Origin of the sequence: Massilia sp. CCM 8734, assembly GCF_011682155.1 — a bacterium.
Taxonomy (GTDB): domain Bacteria; phylum Pseudomonadota; class Gammaproteobacteria; order Burkholderiales; family Burkholderiaceae_D; genus Telluria_A; species Telluria_A rubra.
In genome coordinates, this window is sequence record NZ_WHJI01000008.1 from 106740 (window position 1) to 130133 (window position 23394).

The 23394-nt window shown below is 64.3% G+C and carries 18 protein-coding genes; 3 read left to right on the forward strand and 15 right to left on the reverse strand.

Features of this window, described 5'->3' with window-relative positions:
- Positions 1-101: 101 nt before the first annotated feature.
- The 12 genes from F2P46_RS09925 to F2P46_RS09980 all read right to left on the reverse strand — a co-directional run bounded on the left by F2P46_RS09925 (position 102) and on the right by F2P46_RS09980 (position 17455).
- Positions 102-2408, reverse strand: coding sequence for a glycoside hydrolase N-terminal domain-containing protein (locus tag F2P46_RS09925; RefSeq protein ID WP_166888267.1), 2307 nt, complete (start codon positions 2406-2408; stop codon positions 102-104).
- Positions 2405-3733 carry a GDSL-type esterase/lipase family protein gene (locus F2P46_RS37595; protein WP_166888269.1) on the reverse strand — a complete coding sequence of 443 codons (1329 nt, stop codon included), beginning with the start codon at positions 3731-3733 and terminating at the stop codon, positions 2405-2407. The genes F2P46_RS09925 and F2P46_RS37595 overlap by 4 nt, the downstream gene beginning before the upstream one ends.
- 17 nt (positions 3734-3750) lie before the next feature.
- Positions 3751-4893 (reverse strand): sugar ABC transporter permease, encoded by a 1143-nt coding sequence (locus F2P46_RS09935; protein WP_166888271.1) that lies wholly within the window; start codon positions 4891-4893, stop codon positions 3751-3753.
- 26 nt (positions 4894-4919) lie between these two features.
- Positions 4920-6449, reverse strand: a complete 1530-nt coding sequence (xylG, locus tag F2P46_RS09940; RefSeq protein WP_166888273.1) for a D-xylose ABC transporter ATP-binding protein — start codon at positions 6447-6449, stop codon at positions 4920-4922.
- Positions 6450-6589: 140 nt separating this feature from the next.
- Positions 6590-7594: a D-xylose ABC transporter substrate-binding protein gene (gene xylF, locus F2P46_RS09945; protein WP_166888275.1), complete on the reverse strand. Its 1005-nt coding sequence runs from the start codon at positions 7592-7594 to the stop codon at positions 6590-6592.
- A 106-nt stretch (positions 7595-7700) separates the two neighbouring features.
- The gene (locus F2P46_RS09950) at positions 7701-9485 is read right to left on the reverse strand and encodes an IlvD/Edd family dehydratase (protein ID WP_166888277.1); all 1785 of its coding nucleotides are present in this window, start codon (positions 9483-9485) and stop codon (positions 7701-7703) included.
- Positions 9482-10387 carry an SMP-30/gluconolactonase/LRE family protein gene (locus tag F2P46_RS09955; protein WP_166888279.1) on the reverse strand — a complete coding sequence of 302 codons (906 nt, stop codon included), beginning with the start codon at positions 10385-10387 and terminating at the stop codon, positions 9482-9484. Before F2P46_RS09955 ends, F2P46_RS09950 begins: the two co-directional genes overlap by 4 nt.
- Positions 10384-11160, reverse strand: coding sequence for an SDR family oxidoreductase (locus F2P46_RS09960; protein ID WP_166888280.1), 777 nt, complete (start codon positions 11158-11160; stop codon positions 10384-10386). Before F2P46_RS09960 ends, F2P46_RS09955 begins: the two co-directional genes overlap by 4 nt.
- A complete protein-coding gene (locus tag F2P46_RS09965) occupies positions 11157-12323 on the reverse strand; it encodes a fumarylacetoacetate hydrolase family protein (RefSeq protein WP_166888282.1) in 1167 nt (388 codons plus the stop codon). The genes F2P46_RS09960 and F2P46_RS09965 overlap by 4 nt, the downstream gene beginning before the upstream one ends.
- Positions 12324-12501: 178 nt before the next feature.
- Positions 12502-13254 carry a hypothetical protein gene (locus F2P46_RS09970; protein ID WP_229509198.1) on the reverse strand — a complete coding sequence of 251 codons (753 nt, stop codon included), beginning with the start codon at positions 13252-13254 and terminating at the stop codon, positions 12502-12504.
- A gap of 14 nt (positions 13255-13268) precedes the next feature.
- On the reverse strand, positions 13269-15818 hold the full coding sequence (locus tag F2P46_RS09975) for a filamentous hemagglutinin N-terminal domain-containing protein (protein WP_166888285.1): 2550 nt from the start codon (positions 15816-15818) through the stop codon (positions 13269-13271).
- A gap of 56 nt (positions 15819-15874) precedes the next feature.
- Positions 15875-17455 carry a ShlB/FhaC/HecB family hemolysin secretion/activation protein gene (locus F2P46_RS09980; protein ID WP_229509199.1) on the reverse strand — a complete coding sequence of 527 codons (1581 nt, stop codon included), beginning with the start codon at positions 17453-17455 and terminating at the stop codon, positions 15875-15877.
- Between the two features lie 598 nt (positions 17456-18053).
- Between F2P46_RS09980 and F2P46_RS09985 the strand changes: the two genes are divergently transcribed.
- Positions 18054-19967, forward strand: coding sequence for a methyl-accepting chemotaxis protein (locus tag F2P46_RS09985; RefSeq protein WP_208296566.1), 1914 nt, complete (start codon positions 18054-18056; stop codon positions 19965-19967).
- A gap of 289 nt (positions 19968-20256) precedes the next feature.
- Complete coding sequence (locus F2P46_RS09990) at positions 20257-20505, forward strand: hypothetical protein (RefSeq protein WP_166888289.1); 249 nt, start codon at positions 20257-20259, stop codon at positions 20503-20505.
- A 67-nt stretch (positions 20506-20572) separates the two neighbouring features.
- Here the strand turns inward: F2P46_RS09990 and F2P46_RS09995 are convergent, their stop codons facing one another.
- Positions 20573-20953: a hypothetical protein gene (locus F2P46_RS09995; RefSeq protein ID WP_229509200.1), complete on the reverse strand. Its 381-nt coding sequence runs from the start codon at positions 20951-20953 to the stop codon at positions 20573-20575.
- Between F2P46_RS09995 and F2P46_RS37600 the strand changes: the two genes are divergently transcribed.
- Positions 20943-21110, forward strand: coding sequence for a hypothetical protein (locus F2P46_RS37600; protein WP_166888061.1), 168 nt, complete (start codon positions 20943-20945; stop codon positions 21108-21110). The two genes, F2P46_RS09995 and F2P46_RS37600, sit on opposite strands and share 11 nt — an antisense overlap.
- 48 nt (positions 21111-21158) lie before the next feature.
- On the opposite strand, the gene F2P46_RS10005 is transcribed toward F2P46_RS37600, so the two are convergent.
- Both F2P46_RS10005 and F2P46_RS10010 read right to left on the reverse strand, forming a co-directional pair.
- A complete protein-coding gene (locus F2P46_RS10005) occupies positions 21159-21776 on the reverse strand; it encodes a PEP-CTERM sorting domain-containing protein (protein WP_166888291.1) in 618 nt (205 codons plus the stop codon).
- A 29-nt stretch (positions 21777-21805) separates the two neighbouring features.
- Positions 21806-23257: a pectate lyase precursor gene (locus F2P46_RS10010; RefSeq protein WP_166888293.1), complete on the reverse strand. Its 1452-nt coding sequence runs from the start codon at positions 23255-23257 to the stop codon at positions 21806-21808.
- Positions 23258-23394 lie beyond the last annotated feature (137 nt).

Consider the following 23394-nt stretch of genomic DNA (forward strand, 5'->3'; position numbering starts at 1 on the left):
CAAGGCGTTCAATGATATTAAGGAAACAAGGTTCGTTCGGCGTGCGGCTATATGCACCTGTCGCCATCGCGGCGAAAATGCGTCAACCACGGCATACCGGACTATTTTTTCTTGATGACGAGCGTGGCGCCGAGGCGTATTTCAGCGCTGGGTTGTAGCTTGAGCGCGACGACTTTGTCGCCATAGCGAACCGTCCCGCCGCCCTGCCCCGCCACCGCGCGGATGGTGGCGCCGGTCAGCTTGCCGCCGGCCCAGGCGATATCGACCTCGAAGCCGCCGCGCGCGCGCAAACCCTTTACCGAGCCGTCGGGCCACGACGATGGCAGCGCCGGCAGCAGGTGCAGTTCGCCCGTATGCGATTGCAGCAGCATTTCGCAGATGGCGGCGGTGGCGCCCAGGTTGCCATCGATCTGGAACGGCGGGTGAGCGTCGAACATGTTGGCGTACGTGCCGCCGGCGTTGTTGGTTTCGGTGCCGGGGCCGGCCTGCTGGGCGGCGCGCGCACCGGGCTTGGCGAGCTGCCCGCGCAGCATCTTGTAGGCGTGGTCGCCGTCCAGCAGGCGTGCCCAGAACGCGGTCTTCCAGGCCATCGACCAGCCGGTGCCGGCGTCGCCGCGTCCTTCCAGCGACTTGCGCGCGGCCGCCGCCAGCGCCGGGGTGTTGGCGGGCGATATCTGCCGGCCAGGGAACAATCCGAACAGGTGCGAGACGTGACGGTGCGTGTCGCCGGGGGTATCTAGCACCGGGTGCTTTTTCTCGTCCATCCATTCGAGCAGCTGGCCCCAACTACCGATGCGCGGGGCCGCAAGCCGGTCGCGCATGGCGGCAATGCGGTCGCGGAAGGCGTTGTCGTCACCGAGGACATCCGCCGCTTCCACGGTATTGTTGAACAGGTCCCAGATGATCTGCTGGTCGTAGCTCACGCCATCTTCAATCGGCCCGTGCTCGGGCGACCAGCCGCGCGGCGCCACCAGCCGGCCGTCGGGAAGGCGCTTCAGATGGTCTTCCCAGAACGCGCACACTTCCTTCATCAGCGGATACGCGACCGTGCGCAGGAACGCGCGGTCCTGGGTGAAGGCGTAATGCTCCCAGAAGTGCTGCGCGTACCAGGCGTTGCCGGTCTTGTTCCAGATGTAGGTGGTCGCGCCGAACGGATTCGATTCCGTGCGCACGGTCCAGCCGCGCACCGGCTTGCCTTGCTCGGTCAGGAAGCGTTCTTCACCGGCCTTGGCCGGCTGGGCCGCCGTGTCGAGCAGCAACTTGCGGTACACGGGCGCCACGCCGGTCACGAAATCGAAAAACGGCAGCGCCGCTTCGGACAGATTGGCCGGTTCCGCCGGCCAGTAATTCATCTGGATGTTGATATTGGTGTGGTAGTCGGAATTCCACGGCGGCGTGAGGCTGTTGTTCCACAGTCCTTGCAGGTTGGCCGGGAGCGAATCGCGCGAGCTCGAAATGAGCAGGTAGCGGCCGAACTGGAAGAACTGCGCTTCCAGGCCCGGGTCCTTGCCTTCGGTGGTGTAGGTCTCGATGCGCTGGTCGGTCGGCAAGGCCCGGCGCGCCGCCGACGCCTGGCCGAAATCCACGCTCACGCGCTCGTACAGGCGCTTGAAATCCCGCTGGTGCGCGGCGAGCAGCTGCGTCCACGTCTGCGCCGCCGCCGCGCTGACCTGCGTTGATACGCGCGGCAAGGGATGCGCGCCCTGGAAGCGCCTGGCGGCATCGTTGACGTAGCTGGTGCCGGCGCCAAGCACCAGCACCAGCGCATCGCAATTGGTGAAGACGATGCGCTTGCCGTCCACCGACAAGGTGCCGCCCTCGTTGATCACCTGGACCTGGCTGGCGTAATCCATCACGTTTGATGTTGCCGGCTTCGAGAAGCCGGCCAGCGAGCCGGTGGCGTAAATGCGGTTGCTGGCGATGCTGATGCGCGCATCGTGCATGTCGGTCAGTTCGATCGAACCGCTGTACTTGCCCGGCTGGCTGGCGCTCAGGCGCGCCACGATGGCCTGCGCCGGATGGCTGGCGAACATCTCGCGCTTGAACGTGACGCCGGCGTGCTTGTAGGTCACGCTGTGCAGGCTGTTATGCAGGTCGAGCTTGCGCGCGTAGTCGCTGGCGGCAGTGTGGCCCGGCAGGTTGATGAACACGTCGCCAAAGGGCTGGTAAGCGCCCAGCGTCTTGTCGTCACCGGTCCACAGGGTGATGTCGTTGAACTGGATGCGCTCGCGCGCCACCTGCCCGAAGATCATCGCGCCGATGCGGCCATTGCCGATCGGGAGCGCCTCGCGTTCCCAGCCCTCGGGCGTATCGGGTGCGGGGCGGTCGTAGCGCAGGGTGCGGTCGCCGGCACTGGCGCCATGGACGACGGTGGCCAGCAGCAGCGCGCAGTACAGCGTTGCCTTCATTGCGACAGCAAGCGCTGCAAGGCGGGCTTCATCGCCCTGGCCCACGCCTCATAGCTTTGTTCGTTCAGGTGCAGCAGATCGGGCATGACCTCGCGCGAGAGGGTGCCGTCCGCCGTCAGGAAGGTCTGGTTGATGTTCAGGAAGGCGATGCGCTTGCCATCATCGAAGCTAGAGAGGATTGCGTTGACCTGGTCGTTGATGCGGCGCAGTTGGCTATCGGGCTTTTCGTCGCGCGGGAAAATCGCCAGCAGCAGGATGTTGGCGTTCGGCAGGCGCTGTTGTATTTCGTCGATATTGCGGCGCACGCCGGCCGCCGTGGTTACCGGGTTTTCGAGGCGGTCGCCAGTGTTGTTGGTGCCGACCATCAGCACCAGCACCTTCGGATCGAGGCCGTCGAGCGCGCCGTGCTGCAAGCGCCACAAGACGTTTTCGGTATGGTCGCCGCCAAAGCCCAGGCCCAGCGCATTGTATCTGGCGTAATGGCGCTGCCAGACCGGCGCGCCGGTTTTCTCCCAGCCTTCGGTGATCGAGTCGCCGATGAAAACGATGCGCGTTTTCTCGCCGGCGGCGTTACGGCGCCTGGCTTCCGCCTTTTTGGCCTCGTGGCGGGGTCCCCAGTGATTGATCGACCAGGATTGATTGAGCATCTCGGGCGTGACCGATTGCGTTTTGTAGTCCGGGCAGGATGTATTCGGCGTGCCCGACTTGAGAAAACGCACCTGCGCGATACCGACCCGGCCGGTGCCGCTGCCTTCGAGCGCGAACGGCGTGCTCACAGCCAAAAAATCGTCGCGGTCGCGCATGACGCCGTCGCGCGTGAAGCAACGCATCGAAAACACCAGCGGCTGCCAGCCCTTGCCCGCCATGGCGCGCGCCGGCACCAGGAACGGCACCTGGCGCTCGCACCCCTTGCCGCAACCGACTTTGAAGGACACGCCGCCTTGCGCCATGTCTTCCACATTCAGGTCGAACGCCAGCACGCCGGCCGGCGCATAGGCGCGCAGGTCGAGCGGCATATCGGTTTCGACGCGCAGGTTGGCGTACCAGGCGTCCTTGAAGTGCAAGGTCATCGCCTCGTTGCCTACATCAACCCCGACCCGGCTCGCCGCCACCTTGGGAACGGCCGGTTTCGGCACCAGCACCGATGCGCCATCGACGCGCTGCGATACTTCGAAATCTGCGACGACCACGTGCGAGCCGGCGCGCGGGCCGGCTGTGTAGATACTCAGTTCATCGCCCTGTTTGCCCGGTGTGGTGCAGGCGCCGGTGGCCAGCAGCACGGAAGCGGCGAGCACCAGGCGCGCGAATTGGTTGATGTGTGTCATGACGGGTCCCTGTTCAATCAACGGCGGCCGGAGCGCGTGACCACGTCCACCCACACCGCCAGCGTGAGAATGGCGCCCTTGACGATCATCTGCCAGTAGCTGTCCACATCGAGCATGGACATGCCGTTATCCAGGCTGGCCATGACCAGTGCGCCGATCAGCGCGCCGTACACGGTGCCCGAGCCGCCGCGCATCGACGTGCCGCCGATGAAGCAGGCCGCAATCACATCAAGCTCGCCCGAGGTCCCGGCTGACGGCGAGCCGGCCGCCAGGCGCGCCGTGTTGATCAAGCCCGCCAGTGCGCACATCAATCCCATCAAACCGAAGATCCACAGCTTGACGGCGCGCACGTTCACGCCCGACAGGCGGGTTGCCTCCATATTGCTGCCCACCGCGTAGATGCGGCGCCCGAAAACCGTTTGCGTAGCCACGTAGCTGAACACCGCCAGCAGCACCAGGAGCAGCAGCACCGGCAGCGGAATGCCTTCATAGCTGTGCAGGGTGCGCACCACCGAATACAACACCGCGCCAATGGCCAGCAGGCGCACGCCATCGCGCACCGCGCTCGGCACCGGCAAGCCGTGGTGCGCCAGGCTGGCGCGCTGGCGCCAGGTCAGCACACAGGCCAGCACGAACAGCAGCGCGCCAAGGCCGATGCTCAGGTCGGGCGACAGGTAGCCCTGCCCCAGGTACACCATCTCGGGCGACACCGGCGCCACCGTGGTGCCGTCGGTCACCCCGAGCACGATGCCGCGATAGGCCAGCATGCCCCCCAGCCCCACGATGAACGACGGTATGCCCGCGTAGGCCACCAGATACCCGTTGAAGATACCGAGCACCAGCCCGCACGCCAGCACCAGCGGCACGATCAGCGGCAGCGGCAGGTGGTGGCTTACATCGAGCACCGCCGCGACGCCGCCCAATAGCCCGAGCAGCGAGCCGACCGACAGGTCGATTTCGCCGGCGATGATGACGAACACCATGCCGCAGGCGAGGATGCCGGTAATGGACATCTGGCGCATCAGGTTCGACAAATTGCGCGCCGAGGTGAAGCCGCCGTCGGTTTTCAAGCTGAAGAACAGCCAGATGAGGGCAATCGCGGCCAGCAGGGCCAGGATTTTGTACTGTGTGAATATTTGCTTGAATTTGATGGGGTTCATGTGGTCTGTCGCGAAGGTGGAGTCGTTCAGTGCGCAGCGTGGTCGAGGGCGGCGGCGAGCAGGGTTTCCTGGGTCAGGTTCTGGTTGACGAAGTCGCCCCGCAGTTTGCCCTCGCCCATCACCAGCACGCGGTCGGAAATGCCCAGCACCTCGGCCAGTTCGGATGACACCATGATGATCGACATGCCCTGCGCTGCGAGTTCGAACATCAGCTTGTAAATTTCGTATTTGGCGCCCACGTCGACGCCGCGCGTGGGCTCGTCGAGAATGAGCACTTGCGGCTTCGTGAGCAGCATTTTCGACAGCACCGCCTTTTGCTGGTTACCGCCCGATAGGCTGGTAATCGGCAGGAACGGGTTGGCGGTTTTCAGTCCCAGGCGGTTGATCTGGTCCTGCACGGTTTTCAGTTCGGCTTCGCGGTCGATACGGGTCAGGCGCGAGAACGAATCGAGCACGGACAGGGTGATGTTCTGGCCCACGTCCAGGTCGCGCACGATGCCGTGCTGCTTGCGGTCTTCGGGCACCAGCGCGAAGCCGGCGCGGATCGCCTTGAGCGGGGTGCCGGTATCGACCACGGCGCCATGCAGGCGCACCTCGGCTTCGCTGGCCCCCGGATAAGCCCCGAACAAGGCCGATACCAGCTCGGTGCGCCCCGCTCCCACCAGGCCGGCGATGCCGAGGATTTCGCCTTTGCGCAAGGTGAACGAGACGTTATCGACGCGTTTGCGTTCGGGCTTGTCGATGTCGTAGCAGGTGACGTTGCGCGCTTCGAAAATCACCTCGCCCAGTGCGTGATCCTGCTTGGGATAGAGCTGGTTCATCTCGCGCCCGACCATCTGCGCGATGATGCGGTTGACATCGAGTTCGGCCATCGGCGTGGTGGCGATGTGTTTGCCGTCGCGGATCACGGCGATGGTGTCGCAGATGGCCGCCACTTCATCGAGCTTGTGCGAGATGTAGACGCAAGCGACGCCCTTGGCCTTGAGCTTGCGGATGATCTCGAGCAGGATCTTGATTTCGGAGGCTGTGAGGGAGGCCGACGGTTCGTCCAGGATCAGCAGCTTGGCGTCCTTGTTGAGGGCCTTGGCGATTTCGATCAGTTGCTGGTGGCCGCCGCCATAGTTCATCACCGGCAGCACCACGTTGACGTCCGACAAATTCAGGTCCGCCAGCAGCTGTTCGGCGCGGCGGTTCATGGCGGGGTAGTTCATGCGCCCGCCGAAGCTGGTGATTTCGTTCCCGAGAAAGAGGTTCTCGGTCACCGACAGTTCGGGCACCAGCATCAGTTCCTGGTGGATGATGATGATGCCGGCGGCCTCGGTTTCGCGGATGGAAGCGGCGCGCAGCGGTTGGCCTTCGAAGACGATGTCGCCGTCCCAGGTGCCGTGGGGGTAGACCGCGGAAAGCACCTTCATCAAGGTTGACTTGCCGGCGCCATTTTCGCCGCACAGGCCGATGCACTCGCCGGCGCGGACCTTCAGGTCGATGCCGTCGAGCGCACGGACGCCGTCGAACTGCTTGACGATGCCCTTCATTTCAAGCAAATAGTCGGACATGCTGGTTCTCGTGGTTTAAAACGTTTTCACAATAAGGGCGCACGCCGCCCACCCAACCGTCATTCCCGCCGGCGCGGGAATGACGGTTTGTAGGTTTGTGGCCAAAAAGCCAACTAATTTAACGGCATTCGTGTCAAAATCTATTTCCCCGCGATCTGCGCCTGCGTGTAAAACCCGTCCGTCACCAGCAGATTGATATTTTCCTTGGTCAGCGCGGTCGGCTTGAGCAAAATCGTGCTCACCTTCTTGAAACCGTTGTCATACGCGCCGTTATAAGCAGGCTTTTCATTGCGCACCAGCTGCACCGCGAGCTTGGCCGCTTCCCCCGCCAGCAGCTTGAGCGGCTTGTACACGGTCATCGCCTGCGAGCCGGCGATCACGCGGCGCACCGCCGCGATATCCGAATCCTGGCCCGACACCGGCACCTTGCCATCGAGCTTTTGCGAGGCCAGCGCCTGGATCGCGCCGCCCGCCGTGGCATCGTTCGAGGCCACGATCCCGTCGATCTTGTTGTTGTTGGCCGTGAGCGCATTTTCGACAATCGACAGCGCTTCCGACGGGCTCCAGTCCTTGACCCATTGCTTGCCGACGATCTTGATATCGCCCTTGTCCACCAGCGGTTGCAACACGGCCATCTGGCCTTCGCGCAGCACCTTGGCGTTGTTGTCGGTCGGCGCGCCGCCCAGCAGGTAGTAATTGCCTTTCGGGCGCACCTTCACCACGCCCGCAGCCTGCATCTCGCCCACGGCCTTGTTGTCGAAGGAAATGTAAGCGTCCACATCGGCGTTGAGCACCAGGCGGTCGTACGAAATGACCTTGATGTTGGCCTTCTTCGCTTCCTTAATCGCGTTATTGAGCACGGTGGCGTTGTACGGCACGATGACCAGCGCATCGACCCCGCGCGAAATCAGGTTCTCGATCTGCGCGATCTGCTTTTGCTCGCTGGCGTCGGCCGACTGCACGAATACCTTGGCGCCCAGCTTGTCGGCCGCCGCCACGAAATAGTCGCGGTCGCGCGCCCAGCGTTCCAGGCGCAGGTCGTCGATCGAAAAGCCGATCTTCGGGTTTTTGGCATCCGCGCTGGCGTGGCCGCTGGTGAGAACCATCATGGCCGATACGACCGCAACACTCAGAATCTTTTTCATCTCGTTTGTCTCCATTATTGTTATACGACGTGGATGCTACCCGGCGTGGCGCCGTGTTTTTGGCAACAGAATAGCGGATTTTTACAATTCGTTGCCATCTTTACATTTAATGGTTATGGCGCGGCAGATCGTGTCCCACGCCTCGGTAAGGCAGCGCCATTTCCATGCAACCGCCCTGCTCCAGCTGGCCGACGGTGGAACGGTACAGCTCCTGCCACGGGGTCTGGCTCGCGGGCGTGGGCGGCAGCGGTTCCTTTTTGCGTTCGGCCAGCACCTCGTCCGCCACCAGCATGTCGCAGCGGCCCGTGTTCAGGTCGACGCGGATGATATCGCCGCTGCGCACATACGCCAGCCCGCCGCCGGCCGCGCTTTCGGGCGAGGCGTTCAGGATCGACGGGCTGTCGGAGGTGCCCGACTGGCGCCCGTCGCCCAGGGTCGGCAGGTTCAATATGCCGCGCCGGATCAGCGCGTCCGGCGGCTGCATGTTGACCACCTCGGCCGAACCCGGCCAGCCGATCGGACCTGCGCCACGAATGACCAGCATGCAGCCTTCGTCGATATCGAGCGCCGGGTCGTTGATGCGGGCGTGGTAGTCGCCCGAGCCGTCAAACACCACGGCGCGGCATTCGAACACGTTTTCATGGCCCGGCCGGCTCAGGTAGCGCGCGCGGAAGTCGGCCGAAATCACGCTGGTCTTCATGATCGCAAAGTCGAACAGGTTGCCCTTCAGGACAAAGAAGCCGGCCTTGGTTCTCAAAGGCGCGTGGTACGGGAAAATGACTTCGCGATCGACGCTGGCGCGCCCTTGCAGGTTGACCGCCATGGTGGCGCCGCTCACGGTCAGGCGGTCGGCGCGCAGTTTGCCGGCCTGTTGCAGCTCCCACATCACGGCGGGCACCCCGCCGGCGCGGTGGAAGCGCTCGCCGAGGAACTTGCCGGCCGGCTGCATGTTGAGCAGCAGCGGCACGTCGTGGCCATATTCCATCCAGGCGCTCGACTCGATGTCGATGCCGGCGTGGCGCGCCATGGCCATAATGTGCGGCTGGGCGTTGGTGGAGCCGCCAATGGCGGCGTTGACCACGATCGCGTCCAGAAAAGCGTCTTTTGTGAGGATGTGCGACGGCCGCACATCCTGGCGCGCCAGTTCGACGATGCGCCGGCCGGTTTCGTACGCCATCTGCCCGCGTTCGCGGTACGGCGCTGGAATGGCCGAGCAGCCGGTGAGCGACATGCCGAGCGCTTCGGCCAGCGCGTTCATGGTCGAGGCCGTGCCCATGGTGTTGCAGTGCCCGGCGGACGGGGCCGACGCCGCCGCGATTTGCAGGAATTTTTCGTTGTCGATGTCGCCGGCGGCAAGGCGACGGCGGCCGTGCCAGATGGCGGTGCCGGACCCGGCCAGTTCGCCCTCGAACCAGCCGTCGAGCATCGGCCCGCCGGAGAGCACGATGGCGGGAATGTCGACCGTCGAGGCGGCCATGATCTGGGCCGGCGTGGTCTTGTCGCAGCCGGTGGTGAGCACGACGGCGTCGATCGGGTAGCCGTGCAGGATTTCGACCAGGCCCAGGTAGGCCAGGTTGCGGTCGATGGAGGCGGTCGGACGGCGGCAGTTTTCAAAAATCGGGTGCAGCGGAAATTCCATGGCAATGCCGCCGGCGTCGCGGATGCCGTCGCGCACGCGCTTGGCCAGTTCCAGGTGGATGCGGTTGCAGGGGCTGATATCGCTGCCGCTCTGGACGATGCCGATGATCGGCCGGCCGGCGCGCAGTTCGTCGGCGGTAATGCCGTAGTTCATGAAGCGCTCAAGGTAGAGCGCGGTCATGTCGATATGGTCGGGATTGTCGAACCAGTCCTGCGAGCGGTAGCGGCGTGGCGGCGTTGGATGGGTGCTCAAGCGGTGTCCTGTAGCGAAAAAGTGTGCTGGGGCAGGCCCGGCGTGTCGGTGCGGAAGGTGAACAGCGCGCCGGCCAGCGGTTCGCGCGCGCGTTCTTCATCGCTCAAGCCTTTCCAGGCGGTGGTCGCAAAAACGGTGCGCAGGTCGGGGCCGCCGAAGGCCAGTTTGGTGATGTTCGAGACCGGGAAGGCGACGGTGCCGGTCAGTTCGCCAGCCGGGTTGTAGCGGTCGATGCGCTCGCCGCGGAACATGGCGAGCCAAATGTTGCCGTGCGCGTCCACGGCCATGCCGTCCGGGTGGCCGGGGGCGGCGCTGGCGATGAACGGGCGCTTGTGCGTGGCGGTGCCGTCGGGCAGCAGGTCGAAGGCGTAGATTTGCTTGCCGAGCGTGTCGGTGTGGTACAGCGTTGTGCCGTCCGGGCTCATGGCCGGGCCGTTGGTGATGATGTAGCCGCTGTCGACGGTGGTGAGACGGCCGCCGGGGTGCAGGCGGTAGAGGGAGCCGGTGGGCGCGGCTTCGCCCACGTCCATCGAGCCGAACCAGAGCGAGCCGTCGGCGCCGACGAAGCCGTCGTTGAAGCGGTTCCCGGGCTGGTCGGACTCCACCGGGCGCAGGAGGGAAAATGCGCCGTTTTCGGGGTTGAACCTGTGCAGGCCATCATCGAGGCCGACGATAAAGCCAGCCCCGTCGTTCCCGCTACCCCCGTCGGCCGCCGGCACGATAAACCCCGGCCTCCCCGGTGCATCCCACGACTGCCGCTGCGTGCCATCCGGCGCGCACCGGTGTACCCGCCGCCCGCGAATATCGACAAAATACACCGCATCGCTGGCCGCGTGCCACAGCGGCCCTTCGCCCAGCTCCGCCCCCACCGGCCACAAGCAAACAGGCTGCGCCATGCTCATGCTCCGTACCAGCCGGCGTCGACAAAATACTCGCGCCCGGTGCAGCGCGCCGCATTATCCGACGCCAGAAACAGCGCCAGCGCCGCCACATCCTGCACTTCCACCCGCTCGCGCAGGCATTGCCCTGCCAAAATCTTGACCTCTTCTTCCGGCGTGTGCCACAGCTGCTCCTGGCGCGGCGTGCGCACCGCCCCCGGAATGATGCAGTTGACCCGAATCCGATCGACGCCCAGATCGCGCGCCAGCCCGCGCGTCATGCCCTCGATGGCGGCCTTCGCCGTCATGTACAGGCTCAGGTTCGGCAAGGCCAGGTGCCAGGAAATCGACCCCATGTTCAGGATCACACCTTCGCCCTTGACCCGCATGCCCTCGGCCGCCGCCTGGGCGCAAAAGAACTGGTGGCGCAGGTTGACCGCCATGCGCTGGTCCCAGTAGGCCGGCGTGACGTCGGCGATGCCATGGCGGTCGTCGTTGGCGGCGTTATTAATCAGTATGTCGACCGTCGAGCCGATGCGCGCAAAGACGGCGGCCAGCGCATCCAGGTCGGTCAGGTCGCACGGCAGGAACACCGGCGCATGCGCGCAACCGGCCAGCGCGGCGGCCAGCGCCAGCGACGCTTCTTCGGCGATGTCGACAAAAAATACGCGCGCGCCCTGGCGTGCGAAGGCACTGACCATCTCGGCGCCGATACCGCTGCCGCCGCCGGTCACCAGCACGACTTTACCGGCCAGATCGGGATAGATCGCGTAAGCTAACTGTCGTGGCGTGCTCATTGGGTCATTCTCAGCAGGCCGCGACGGGCCAGGTTGTCGAACAGGGCGCGCACGCCGAAGGTCCACGGCGCGACTTGATCGCTGCGCTGGACTTCATTGACCAGCGTGCCGAGGGATGGCGTCGAGATGCTGACCCGGTCGCCCAGGTGATGGGTAAAACCGCCGCCGGCCGCATCGCGGTCCTTGATGGGAGAGAACATGGTTCCCAGAAACAGCATGAAGCCATCCGGATATTGATGGTGCTTGCCCCACACCTGGCCGACCAGCTCGAGCGGATCGCGGCTGATTTCGCGCATCCGGCTTGCGCCCGCCAGGCGGAAATCGTCGTCCGCGCCTTCGATCAGCATGCTGACCTCGGCGTTACGGATGGTGTCGATCGTAAAGTGCTGGTCGAACAGGCGGATGAACGGCCCGATCGCGCAGGAGGCGTTGTTGTCCTTGGCTTTACCGAGCAGCAAGGCGCTGCGGCCTTCGATATCGCGCAGGTTGACGTCGTTGCCCAGGCTGGCGCCGCGCACTTCGCCTCGACTGTTGACGGCAAGCACGATCTCCGGCTCGGGGTTGTTCCATTTGGAATCAGGATGCAGGCCGACATCGGCCCCGAAACCCACCGCCGACATCGGCTGCGACTTGGAAAACACTTCCGCGTCCGGGCCGATGCCCACTTCCATATAGGGCGACCAGAGGCCGCGCGCGATCAGGTCTAGCTTGAGTTTATCGGCCGCCGGCGAACCGGGCTCGATGGCCGAGAGGTCGTCGCCGATGCATTCCTGCATCGCGCCGCGCAGTTCGCCGGCCCGGGCCGGGTCGCCCTTGGCCTGTTCTTCGATCACCCGTTCGAGCAGGCTGACGGCAAACGTCACGCCGCAGGCCTTGATCGCTTGCAGGTCGTTGGGGGCCAGCAGGCGCGTGCCCTCGGTTTTTGCGTTGGCCAGCAGCTCGTCCAGCGTGCCCAGCGAATCGCCGGGGGCGTTGCGCGCGATCTCCGGGGCGTCGGCGCGTTCGAGCAGCTCGGCCATGGTGGCGGCGTGCGCGCTGATGTCGATGACGTGGCCGTCGCGCACCACCACCACCGAGGGACCGGCGCCGGCGCGCCAGGCGCGGCCGACCAGCAAGGCCCGTTCTGCATCGACCGGCAACATCGATATGTCTGAATCTGTCATGTCGCTCTTCCCGATTGGACTCGATGCCGGCCGGGGAGCTCCCCTTGCCAAGCATCACGGGATAGATGGTGCACTTAGCGTCAGGTTTTTTCTATTGTGAAATCCACCAAGGGCGATCATGATTATCAGCAGCGCCTGTGCGCCGCTGCGGTGGCGGGTAGCGCCGTCCATGCCTTGCCTAACGCGCAAGGCGCGCCAGTTCGATGGCGTCCAGCTCCCCAAACACTTGCTGCAAGGGGCGCGTTTCGGGCAATACATAGACAACGCCGTTGGTATTCCTGAATGCCGGCGTCACAATATTGTTAAAGAACGCCACCGGCACGTTGATACATCCAAACGACACGCGGTTATCCAGCGAACTCGGCGTGGCCAGGCGTTCCGCGCGGCGCTCTTTCGGATTGCCGGTGATGACCGGGTGCAGGGAAATGGCGGCGGCGTAGTCCACCCAGAGAATATCCTTGCCATGAATATTACGATCGAGCGCCGCAACGAAGCGCCCGGCCGGCGTCGTGCGCTCTTCGGGCAGCATGGACGACAACGGGCGTTCGCCGATGCCGGGGACAGAATCGTCACCGACCGCCGCACCGAGCAACACCGCCGCCGCCCCGCGCAATTCGCCGCCAGAATGAAAAACGAAGGCCCTGGCGTTCTTTTTATCCACAATCATGAATGGCAAATTGCGGTTGTTACCCGAATCAAGGACCCAGTCCGCCATTTGCAACACATCCAACGACGCACGCTCCCCCTTGAAGTCCGCACGTTTTGGTTGATCGACAATGCCAGCCGCGCGCGCCGGATGGACATTGAGGACAAAGCCCAACGCGAACAGGCACAGCCCGCCCGCGATGAGTGAGGCGATTGCATTGCGTTTGTCCGGCAGCGAGGCGCCACATGCCCCGTGCCCGCTGCGCGTTGCGTTGATTGTCATCATGGTTATCGACTTTCCTAGTTGCGGTCTTGTTTTTGCGGTCGATTGAGCGGAACGTCAATCTCTGGCAGTGGCTGCTCGACCGGCGGCGCGACGACAATGGCCGGGGACGGCTGTACCGGCGTCCGGATCGCGAACACTGGCGCCATGCTGTCCGGGGAGGGACGCATGGTGATGGGCGAGCTTGTTGCACCAAGCGGGATGGAGTGCAGTCGTGGCGCGACCACCGACCGGGCGAAAACAGCAGCCTGCGCCACGACGACGAGCGCCGGAACAGTCACTTCCGGCGGCGCAATGACGACCGGCGGCACCACGACAATCGGCGGCACGACGGGTGATGGTGCAACGACCACGGGCGGTATAACAACCGGCACAACGACGGGTGGCGTGACGACCGGAGGCTGAACAACTGGCGGCGCCACGACCGGTGGGGGCACCACGACCGGCGGCGGCACCACGACCGGCGGCGGCACCACGACCGGTGGCGGCACCACGACCGCTGATATATTGGCGGCGGTGCTTACCACCACCGCGCCGCAGCAGGACTGCGGCAGGGCGAAGCTGCTGGCACTGGCGCCACCAAGACTGTAGCCGGCCAGGGTGACTGCCTTGTTGACCCCGACCTCTGCCGTGTCGAACGTGGCGGTGCTGCCTGGACCGGCGACCAGGATCACGCCGTCGGGGGTGCCCTTGAGCCCCGCCACAGTGGTGGCAGTGCTACCGTCGTAGGTCTTGTCGGCGCCGGCGGCAAACACCAGCATTTGCTGGGTCAGCGTGGCGTCGGACAGGGTAAACATGCCCTGATAGTCGGTCGGCGCGGTGTACGAGACCGGGTTGTATTTGATGGTCACTGGCGCATTCGGCCCGGTCACCGCGGAGGGCAAGGTCAGTGGCGCAAAGATTACCGTGCCGGCACCGCTGCCATTGACCCCGGCACTCAATACCAGGCCGGACGCAAGGCCCAGGCTCTGGCCCGCGATGCTGCTGCCCCTGGTCAGCGTAATCGGCGTGGCAATGTTGACGTTATTCCCGGCGCACATCGTGATGTTACCGTCGGTGGTGCTCATGGACGCCACGCTGCTCACAGTGAGGTCGCGCCCCGCCCCCAGCAAGACGCTGCCGTTGACGGTCGTGATGGCGGCATTGACATTGATATCGCGTCCGCAACACGCAACAACATTCCCGTTCGTGGCTGTGATGGCCCGATTGATGTGAATGTCGCGCACCGCGTTCAAGGTCAGCGTGGTCGGACTGGTGCTGGCCACCCAGCTGACTGCCTCGTTGACGTTGATGTCGCCGTTGCCCGCAGTATTCGTATTCAGCTTGCTCAAGGGTGGGGAGCCGGCGACGACGGTATCGGGACCGGCGGCCGTGGTAATGGTGACGCTATTGGTCACCAGCAGGGCCGACAGCGTAGAACCGGAAATATTGTCGGTGGCGCCACTGCCGATCGTGAAATCTTCCGGGTCGATCAGCCAGGTGCCGGCTTGGCCCCGCCCGGCCGGCGCGGCTGTGGTCACCCTGGCGTCCGGCGCAACCGACACCCTGGCGGCGGAGGTTTCGATGAAACCGCCGTCGCCGCCGTCCGGGGCGCTCGCGTCCAGGGTGCCGCCGACGCTCATCGTGCCCGATTGCATATCGCCCATCAGCTTGATGACGCCGCCGTGGTTTTCCACCCGCTGGGCGCGGATCACGCCGGTGTTATTGACGGCGGTATGGAGCAGCTTCCCCGCCGCCTGCGTGGTGAGCAGCACGGCGCCGCCGTTCGCCTGGATCAGGCCGCCGTTTTGCACCAGCGCGTCCACCGCCCCCTGGTTGATGGTCACGCCGAGCAGCCTGTCGCCCAATACGTCGAGCGTCATGCCATTGCCGGCGCCGAGGGCAACCATGCCGCCGCTGGCCGAGATGCGCCCATCGTTGCCCACGCTGGCGCCAAGCAGGGCGACGTAGCCGCCCTCGGCCGCGCTCAGTGCTCCGTCGTTGTGCACGGCGCCATTGCCACTACCGGAAAACCTGTAGTCGCCGGCCATGAAATCGGCATCGGTGATATTGCGGCTCGACGCCACCAGCGAGCCCACGTTCACCGAGGCGCCCTTGCCGAACATGATGCCGTTCGGGTTGACCAAGAATACCTTGCCATTGGCGTTCAAGTTACCAAGAATGCTCGACGCATTCGAACCGGTGACCCGGTTGAGCGCAACCGAGCTGCTGTCCGGCTGCACGAAGCGCACCGTGTCGCCGGCGCCGATATTGAAACTTTGCCAGTTGATCGCCACGTTTGGAGTCGACTGATGGATCGTCAAGCCGGTCGCGCCGGCGCCGCTGCCGATAACGGCGCCGCCGGCGCTGACAACGCCGCCTGCCGGCAGTTGCGCGAATGCGCTCGTGGCAAACGACATTGCCAGCGCCAGCACCGTCATGGCGCCGCTGGCGGTGCAGTGTAAGGCGGCGTCAGCGGGTCCGCTTGCCCGCGTCGCTGTGCCTTTCCCTGCGCCCCTGGCATTTTCGGACACGGCGACAAAGGTCCCGGCCTGGTCGCTCCAGATCGATCGGTAAATGGCGTTCATGGTGATTCCTTTTGCATTAAACGAGAGGATCAGGGCGTATTCGGTCACGCCCGTACTTAAAAATAGCGCACTGCCTGCATCCAGAACCGGCCCGATCTGTCGGGTGCGGAGTTCGCCTTTTCGTTGCCCAGCTTGCCCGCGTAGTAGGCCGTGACCAGGCAATTGCCGCGCTGGGACAAGACAATGCCAAAACCGGCGCCGTTCAAGGTCCGTCTGTTCGGGCCCAAGGTCCACGGCTCCTTGTCGCGCGTCACCGTACCGCTGTCGGCAAAGGCGACCAGTTGCGTTTGCCAGCGCGCTGAGGGCGTCAATGCCGGCAGTTGCATGCGTGCTTCCACGCTCAGCACATGCCCCTGGTCTCCGTACGCCTCGCCTTCCGGATAGGCGCGGACCGCGTTGATGCCGCCCAGTTCCATTTTTTCCGAAACGTCGAGGTTATTGGCGGAAAATTGCCCGTGGATGGAGGCCGACAACGAGAGCGCGTCGGTCACGCGCTGTACGCGCTCGGCGCTGTAACCGAGTTTGTTGTAGCCGCCGTTGCTGCGCGCTGTTGCCGCATCGATCGCCAACATTCCAGGGGTAACGATATCGAGCTCGCCCGCGGACAGAGCGAGCGCATAGCTGTTGGCGCCGCCGCCGCCGAAGCTGTCGCGCGAATCGCCGTACAGACTGGCGATGAACACCCTGGTGTCCTTGTCGCTGGCCGCGCCGGTCAGGCCGACCCGATCGTGGAAGCGCTTGTCCTCGTAGGCCAGCTGGGCATAGTGGCTGCTGTTGCGCGTACGTAGCAGCGGGTAGCTGGCAAAAGCGCTTGCGATGCCGGCGCTCCCGCGGGCGCGCAAGGGGGCAAACTCCTCGCCCAGCTCGTAACGCAGCTTGCTGTACGCGGCCCCTGCCCTTATTTTGCCAAATTGCATCCGATAGGAAGCGCGCGCATAGTTCAGGCCATCGCCCGAGCTCAGTACCCGCAGGCCGAGGATGTCGCCCATGCCCAGCAGTCCATTGACATTGACCGTGGCGCCGACCCGGTACCGGCCGGTATAGCGGTTGCCTGCGTTGTCGGCGTCGATGCTGCCCGAGACGAGCTGGTCAGGCGCGACCTCGACGATCAGGTCGGACGTGCCGGGCGACGCACCCGGCGCCAAGGTTGAGGCGATGTTCACGCCCGGGAGATCGGACAGCAACAGGAGACGGCTCTCGAGCGGCGCCGTGGCGACCACCGCGCCGCTGTCGAGCCCGGCCAGATGGCTGTGGATCAGATTGTCCGACAGCTTGCTTGTGTTGCGTACCTGGATCTGGCCATACCGGCCTTCCAGGACCGCCATGGTCACGATCCCGTTGGTGATGTCCTGCGCCGGCAGGAACGCCTGGGCCAGCAGATAGCCATCGCGGTGGTAGTGCGCGGTGATCGTCGCCGCCATGCGCAGCAGCTCCGGCATGGACAGTTCGCTGCCGGGCCGGAAGCCCGTCAGGGCCAGCAGCCGCGCCTCCGGATAGACGCGCACGCCGCTCAGGCGCAGGCTGTTGACGACGATTTTCAGCGTCTCCGGCGCGGGCGCGCCAGCCTTCTGGCCCGCTTCGATGCGCACCACCGGCGCGTCTTTCGGGACCGCCGGGGGCGGTGGAATTTGCTGCATCTGGCTGCCGGCAGTAGGTATCTGCGCCGAGGCGACTCCTTGGACCAATCCCATGAGCGCCAATGGCAATAATTTTTTGTAAAACATCATCGTCTCCCTTTGAAAACCGATAGCGTGCCTGCCTCTCCCAATCGACTTTCGCCCATGCAAAATAACTTATCCGTGCGGAAACGTACGGAGGCAAACCCCGATCGAAAGACTGTGTGGCCGGAGCGGCAACTGTGTTGTTTCCGGAGCTAATGCGCTGACATGACGGACGGCAGGCAGGTGGGGGGTGCTGCCCGGACCCCGGCTGTGCGGGTGTTGCATATCGATCAGAAAAGGCGTGCGGCGTTTGACAGATGTTTCCTACGAGCATAGTCTTTGTGAGTACCAGCGCCGGCGCGCAGGAACACGCTCGCCATGTCCCGCGTGTTGGGGACGAACACACCAGCAGGGGACCTCGGAAAACCGTAGCGCGCGGCGTAAGTTCCGTTCGAAACGCGCAGTCCGGGAAGCGCAACCGTGCAAAGGTTCGGTCAGCATCGTGGGGCAAAAATTGCGCTGCGCAGTAGCTTGTTCGAAGTCCCCAGCAGTCAATCCACTCCAGAGGCCCGCCTTGAATGACTATTTCCGCTCCAGCCAATCGCGCTTCACCCTCTTGTTTTCCGCCATTTTCGTCGCCTTGCTGGTCATCACGCTGACAGCCATCGCGCTGTTCATCACGCCGGAACTGAAACGCGCCGAAGGCCAACTGATCGGTAACGATGTCAACAACATTGCCATCAAGATCAGCGAGCAGCTCAAGCAGGTCGAAGCGCAGCAGCGTGCCATCACGCAGACGGTGGCCTTGATGGACAGCGCGGCGATCGACACCCTGCTGCCCGGCCTGGTCGATCAGTATGGCGACTTGAACGTATTCGGCGGTGGCATCTGGCCGGTCCCCAAAAAGCGCGATCCGGAAAAGGAAAAATTCAGCACGTTTTACGCGCGCGACGCGGCCGGCAAGCTGCAGGTCAACACCCACTGGAATTCGCCGGAGTCGCTCAAGTATTTCGAGCAGCCGTGGTGGCAGGGCGGCGCCAAGGCGCCCAAAGGCCAGTGCGCCTGGGCCAAGGCCTACAAGGACGACGCCAGCCCGCAGCCGCGCACCAACTGCGCCATGGCCATCTACAAGGGCGATGAGCTGTTCGGCGTCTCGACGGTGGACGTCACGCTGGGCTTTTTCAACCGCCTGGTGGCGGACATGGAAGCGGCCGTGCACGGCCAGATCCTGATCCTGGAACACGACGGCAAGGTGGTCAGCAACAGCAGCTATATCAAGAGCGAGATCGTGCTCAAGAACATCAGCGACCTGGCCGCCACCTCGCCGCTGGCGGCGCAGCTGGTGAAGGTGCTGCCGCAACTGGGCGACAAAGCCGCGCTCGAATCGTCCTACCGCAGCGACGGCACCGACCACACCCTGTTCGTGGCCACCATTCCGGGCAGCCCGTGGCTGCTGGCCACCGGCCTGCCGAATCATCTGCTGAGCCAGCAGAGCAACCGCATCCTGCACACGCTGGGCGTGGTGCAGATTCCGATCGCCATCGCCATGCTGGTGTTGATCGTCCTGGGCATCCGCATGATCATGCGCCGCCTGGCCGTTTTGAAGGACAACATCGACGCCCTCTCGGCCGGCGACGCCGACCTGACGCGCCGCCTGCCGCCCGGCGGCGGCATGGAGTTCGACGCCGTCTCGAGCAGCGTCAACAGCTTTATCGCGCGCCTGCAAAGCATGCTCCAGCAAATCGGCATGAGCACCCAGTCGATCGCACTGGCCTCGCGCGAGATCGCGGCCGGCAACCAGGACCTGTCCGCGCGCACCGAAGCGCAGGCCAGTTCGCTGGAGCAAACCGCCGCCTCGATGGAGGAGCTCACCAGCACCGTCAAGAACAACGAGGACAACGCCAGCCAGGCCAACCGGCTCGCGCGCGAGGCGTCCACCGTGGCCGCGCAGGGCGGCACCATTGTCTCGAGCGTGGTGACGACCATGGGCGCGATCGAACAGTCGTCGCGCAAGATTGTCGACATCATCAGCGTGATCGACGGGATCGCCTTCCAGACCAACATTCTGGCGCTGAACGCGGCCGTCGAGGCGGCGCGCGCCGGCGAGCAGGGACGCGGCTTCGCCGTGGTCGCCGCCGAGGTGCGCAACCTGGCGCAACGCTCGGCTGCGGCCGCCAAGGAAATCAACGCCCTGATCGGCGAGTCGGTGGCCGGGGTCGACAAGGGCGCCGCGCTGGTGGCCGAAGCCGGCGCCACGATGCAGCAGATTGTGGCCAGCACCGACAAGGTGGCCAGCATCATCGGCGCCATCATGGGCGCCAGCGCCGAGCAAAACTTGGGCATCGGCCAGGTCAACCAGGCGATCGCGGAACTGGACGACACCACCCAGCAAAACGCCGCCCTGGTCGAGCAAGCGGCGGCGGCGGCGTTGTCGCTGCAGCAGCAAGCGGCCAACCTGGAACAGATCGTCGGCGGATTCAAGGTGTAAGGCGGGGGCGCGGCGCAGGCAAGTAGTCCTGACGCATCCGGACACGCCCTGCGTCATCGACCGGCGCCTGCGCGCAAGGTTCTAGCCCAAGAGTCGGCGCGACAACGCGGTCAATGCATGACGGAGGAAAGTAGCTATACTAGCTAAAACGAGGTTTGAGAGGCGTATTGTAAACACCTACACTGCAAAAGAGGCAAAGAACCGGCTCGGAGAAGGCGAGGACCGCCCGGAGCGCAACGACCATGAGGTCCTCGATATCGTAAAACACAAACTCTCATGCGAAGTTCTGGTGCGTTTTACCGTGGAAGAAATTAAGAAAAAATCGGTCAGCAACATTGAACGGTGGCGCTCTCAGGGAACATTCGGCCAAGCGTATTCTGATTGGCTGGCAATACTCCTGGACCCAGATGATGACAAGTTGATTTCTGCCATGGTCGGCAGTAGCGATCGAAGCAACCAATTGCGCCAATCGCTCCCCTATGTGGGCATGCTGGACCCGAAAATTGTCAGGAAGGTCAATGAAGAAGTCCGAGGTTGAGCACGTTCTGCGTGTTGCAAGCGAACTTTGCGACGATACTGAATTTATCATCATCGGCAGTCAGTCCTTACACGGCCGTTATCCTGACATAGCCGACTCCATTTTGCCTTGACCCGCATGACCTCGTGGTGGCAAAGCTCGCCGCTGGGCGTGAGAAAGATGCTGTATTCATTCGGGAGTTGTCGGTCGTGACCGTCATGTCGTATGGCCTACGAAAGGCCTTTCCGGGCAAAGCGTTACGGTCGGTCAGATTGCGGAAATCGATAGCGCTGGTTTTGTGACGACGAACAAAAAACCGGGTGGGGAACGGTAGGCCTGCCAGCCGCTGGACTGCCTGCCGACCTGGCAACGGCGTCACCAGGTCGTCGCGTTCGAGGCCGCACAGCGTCAAGATCAACATCCTGTGCGATACGCCGCCGATCAGGCGCAGGATCACATTGAACCGCATCGGCCCCGTCCACAAGGCGCCGACCGCCGTGACGGTCTATTTGTCACCGATGCGGTCGAGCACCTCTCCGATCAGCGCAATGTCACTGGCGGGCGGCTGCGGCGACGAAATCGCCCACCTGATTCACGCATCGGTCAGCGCGCAACAGCCCTCGTGACAGAACCGGGATCGGTAGCGGCCGGGTTGCAGGTTCGCGTACCGTGTCTCAGGCCCGCTTGCGCCGGCTCACCACGCCCAGCACGGCCAGCCCCAGGCCGAACAGCGCCATGCCGCCCGGCTCGGGCACGGCGCTTGCGTCTACATGCAAACCCTGGTCCAGCCCCAGGCCGGCCGCGTCGTACCACTGGCCGCCCTGTTCCAGCGCATAGCCGGCCAAGGGACGGGCGGCCGCGCCGGGCAAGCTGGCCTGGCTGGCGCTGTCCCAGGTCGCGGTAAACACGATCCAGTAGCTGCCCTCGCCGACCGCCCAGTCCAGGCCGGCCAGCCCGCGCCAGCCGGCCTCGCCCACGCCGGTGGCAAAGCTGGCCGAACGCAGCGCGTTGCCCGGAATGAAGCCGCCCTCGCCGTCGGCGCTGTTACTGAACAGGCTGATACCAACCTCGCCCGCATCGGTGCCGAAATAGCCTTCGATGCTATTAATCGTCGTTGCGGCGGACAGCGCAAAGCGGCCCGCATAGCTGTGGCCGCTGTTAAAGGCCCAGCCCGCGCCGATGGCGTTCGACGGCGTGCCGGTGTCGACCACCAGCGCCGCCTGCGCCAGCGCGGGCGCGCAGCCCAGTGTGAAAAGTAAGACAACAGTAAAGCGCAATCGTTCGAACAACATGCTTGTCTCCAGATAGATGCGTGGTGTGATTACTTGAGCTTGCCGGCGCCGGCTTGCGCAGGCACGGCGGCCAAGGTCGAGGTGGCCGTTTGCAGCGCGTACAGGTACGGCGGCGTCCACAGCTTGGCCGCATCGGGCCGCGCCATGCCGCACTGGCCATCGACGGCATTGGTACCGGCGCGGTCGCTGGTGAAGATGTGGCCCGACGAGCGAAAGCCGATGAAGCTCTTGCCCTTGATCGCCTTGCCGCAGAACTCGGAGAGTTTCAGGCCGGTGATGTTGTAGTAGTTATTTTCGATCAGCATGTTGGAACGGTAACGCGCATCGGTGCCGCTTTCGAACTTGACGTCGGTGTCTTTGGTGATCACGTTGCCGGTGACCAGATTGTTGAACATGTGCACCAGCCCGTAACGGTTCAGCGGCAGGCGCGCCGCCACCGAACTCCACCAGTTACCCGCGAAGGTCACGCGCAGGCGGCCCTCGTCGCTCCAGGCGCGCCCGCCGTCGCCATTGCCGACCAGCGTGGTTTTGTGGTGATTGGCGAAATAGCTGTTGGCGATGGTCACGTAATCGCTGCCGCGCACCACATCCAGCGCGCCATCGTGGCGCGTCTTGTAGGCGCCGGTGGCGAGCGACTCGGGAGTGTCGCCATCGCTGATGCTCAGGTGATCGAGAAAGATGTTTTGCCCGCGCGAGACGGTGACGCCGTCGGCGTAGGCATTGTCCTCGTCCTCGGGATTGACGTCCCACGGCGTGTCGATGACCAGGTTGCGCACGATGACGTTGCGGGTCCAGGTCGGATAGTCTTCGCCATCCTTGCCATCCTTGATCCACTTCTTGAAGTCGGCTTCCGGATCGCCCCCTTGCGCCAGCGCCAGCTCGCCGCCGATCAGCAGCGAGGTGCCGGTGATGCGCGCCGGCCGTCCCTGGGCGTCGTTGATGCCCACCAGGGTCGTGTTCGACGGCAAGCTGATCGAGCCGCCGTATTTCTGGTCGGCGTAGCTGGTGTACTCGCGGAACACCGTGTTGTTCTCGCTCCAGCGCAAGTCGATGTGGCCGACCACGCGGATGATTTTCGGTTCGTTGCCGGCTTCCTTGATGGCGGCGACCAGTTGCTGGCCGTTGAACACGGTATAGACGCGATCAAGCCGCGCCGCGCCGCCGCCGCTCAGGACCACCTTGCCCTTGCGCGACCAGGTATGCCAGCCGGTCGCCGGCGCCGCCTGGCGCTCGAAGGTGAGCACGCCACCGGTCGGATCGACGCGGGCGAACTGCCACGCCGGCAGCTTGGGCGCGGCCAGGTAGTTGGCCGGGTCGTGCAAGCCCTTCACCAGCACCGGGGCGGAATAGTTGCGCACGCCGTACAGGGCCGTTTGCAGGGGCGTGCTGGCGCCGACGAAGGTGCTGGCGTCGAGCGCGGCGGCGTGGGCGGTGGAAGCGAACGCCAGCATGATGCTGGCGGCAAGGAAGGACGTTTTCATGGTTGTCTCCAATGAAGAAAATAGAAAGAGGCGCGCGTTCTTTTGGCGAACGCTTTGCGCCGCGCATGACGATCCCTGTCCACGTGCCGGGTCCTTGCCTGCGGCAATGCCAGATCGGCCTGACGATGCGACGCAGG

Bases quoted from the DNA above. Each gene is read 5' to 3' on its own strand.
- F2P46_RS09925 (WP_166888267.1), bottom strand. From the start codon at position 2,408: ATGAAGGCAACGCTGTACTGCGCGCTGCTGCTGGCCACCGTCGTCCAT.
- F2P46_RS37595 (WP_166888269.1), bottom strand. From the start codon at position 3,733: ATGACACACATCAACCAATTCGCGCGCCTGGTGCTCGCCGCTTCCGTG.
- F2P46_RS09935 (WP_166888271.1), bottom strand. From the start codon at position 4,893: ATGAACCCCATCAAATTCAAGCAAATATTCACACAGTACAAAATCCTG.
- xylG (WP_166888273.1), bottom strand. From the start codon at position 6,449: ATGTCCGACTATTTGCTTGAAATGAAGGGCATCGTCAAGCAGTTCGAC.
- xylF (WP_166888275.1), bottom strand. From the start codon at position 7,594: ATGAAAAAGATTCTGAGTGTTGCGGTCGTATCGGCCATGATGGTTCTC.
- F2P46_RS09955 (WP_166888279.1), bottom strand. From the start codon at position 10,387: ATGAGCATGGCGCAGCCTGTTTGCTTGTGGCCGGTGGGGGCGGAGCTG.
- F2P46_RS09960 (WP_166888280.1), bottom strand. From the start codon at position 11,160: ATGAGCACGCCACGACAGTTAGCTTACGCGATCTATCCCGATCTGGCC.
- F2P46_RS09965 (WP_166888282.1), bottom strand. From the start codon at position 12,323: ATGACAGATTCAGACATATCGATGTTGCCGGTCGATGCAGAACGGGCC.
- F2P46_RS09970 (WP_229509198.1), bottom strand. From the start codon at position 13,254: ATGATGACAATCAACGCAACGCGCAGCGGGCACGGGGCATGTGGCGCC.
- F2P46_RS09975 (WP_166888285.1), bottom strand. From the start codon at position 15,818: ATGAACGCCATTTACCGATCGATCTGGAGCGACCAGGCCGGGACCTTT.
- F2P46_RS09980 (WP_229509199.1), bottom strand. From the start codon at position 17,455: ATGCAGCAAATTCCACCGCCCCCGGCGGTCCCGAAAGACGCGCCGGTG.
- F2P46_RS09995 (WP_229509200.1), bottom strand. From the start codon at position 20,953: ATGCGGTTCAATGTGATCCTGCGCCTGATCGGCGGCGTATCGCACAGG.
- F2P46_RS10005 (WP_166888291.1), bottom strand. From the start codon at position 21,776: ATGTTGTTCGAACGATTGCGCTTTACTGTTGTCTTACTTTTCACACTG.
- F2P46_RS10010 (WP_166888293.1), bottom strand. From the start codon at position 23,257: ATGAAAACGTCCTTCCTTGCCGCCAGCATCATGCTGGCGTTCGCTTCC.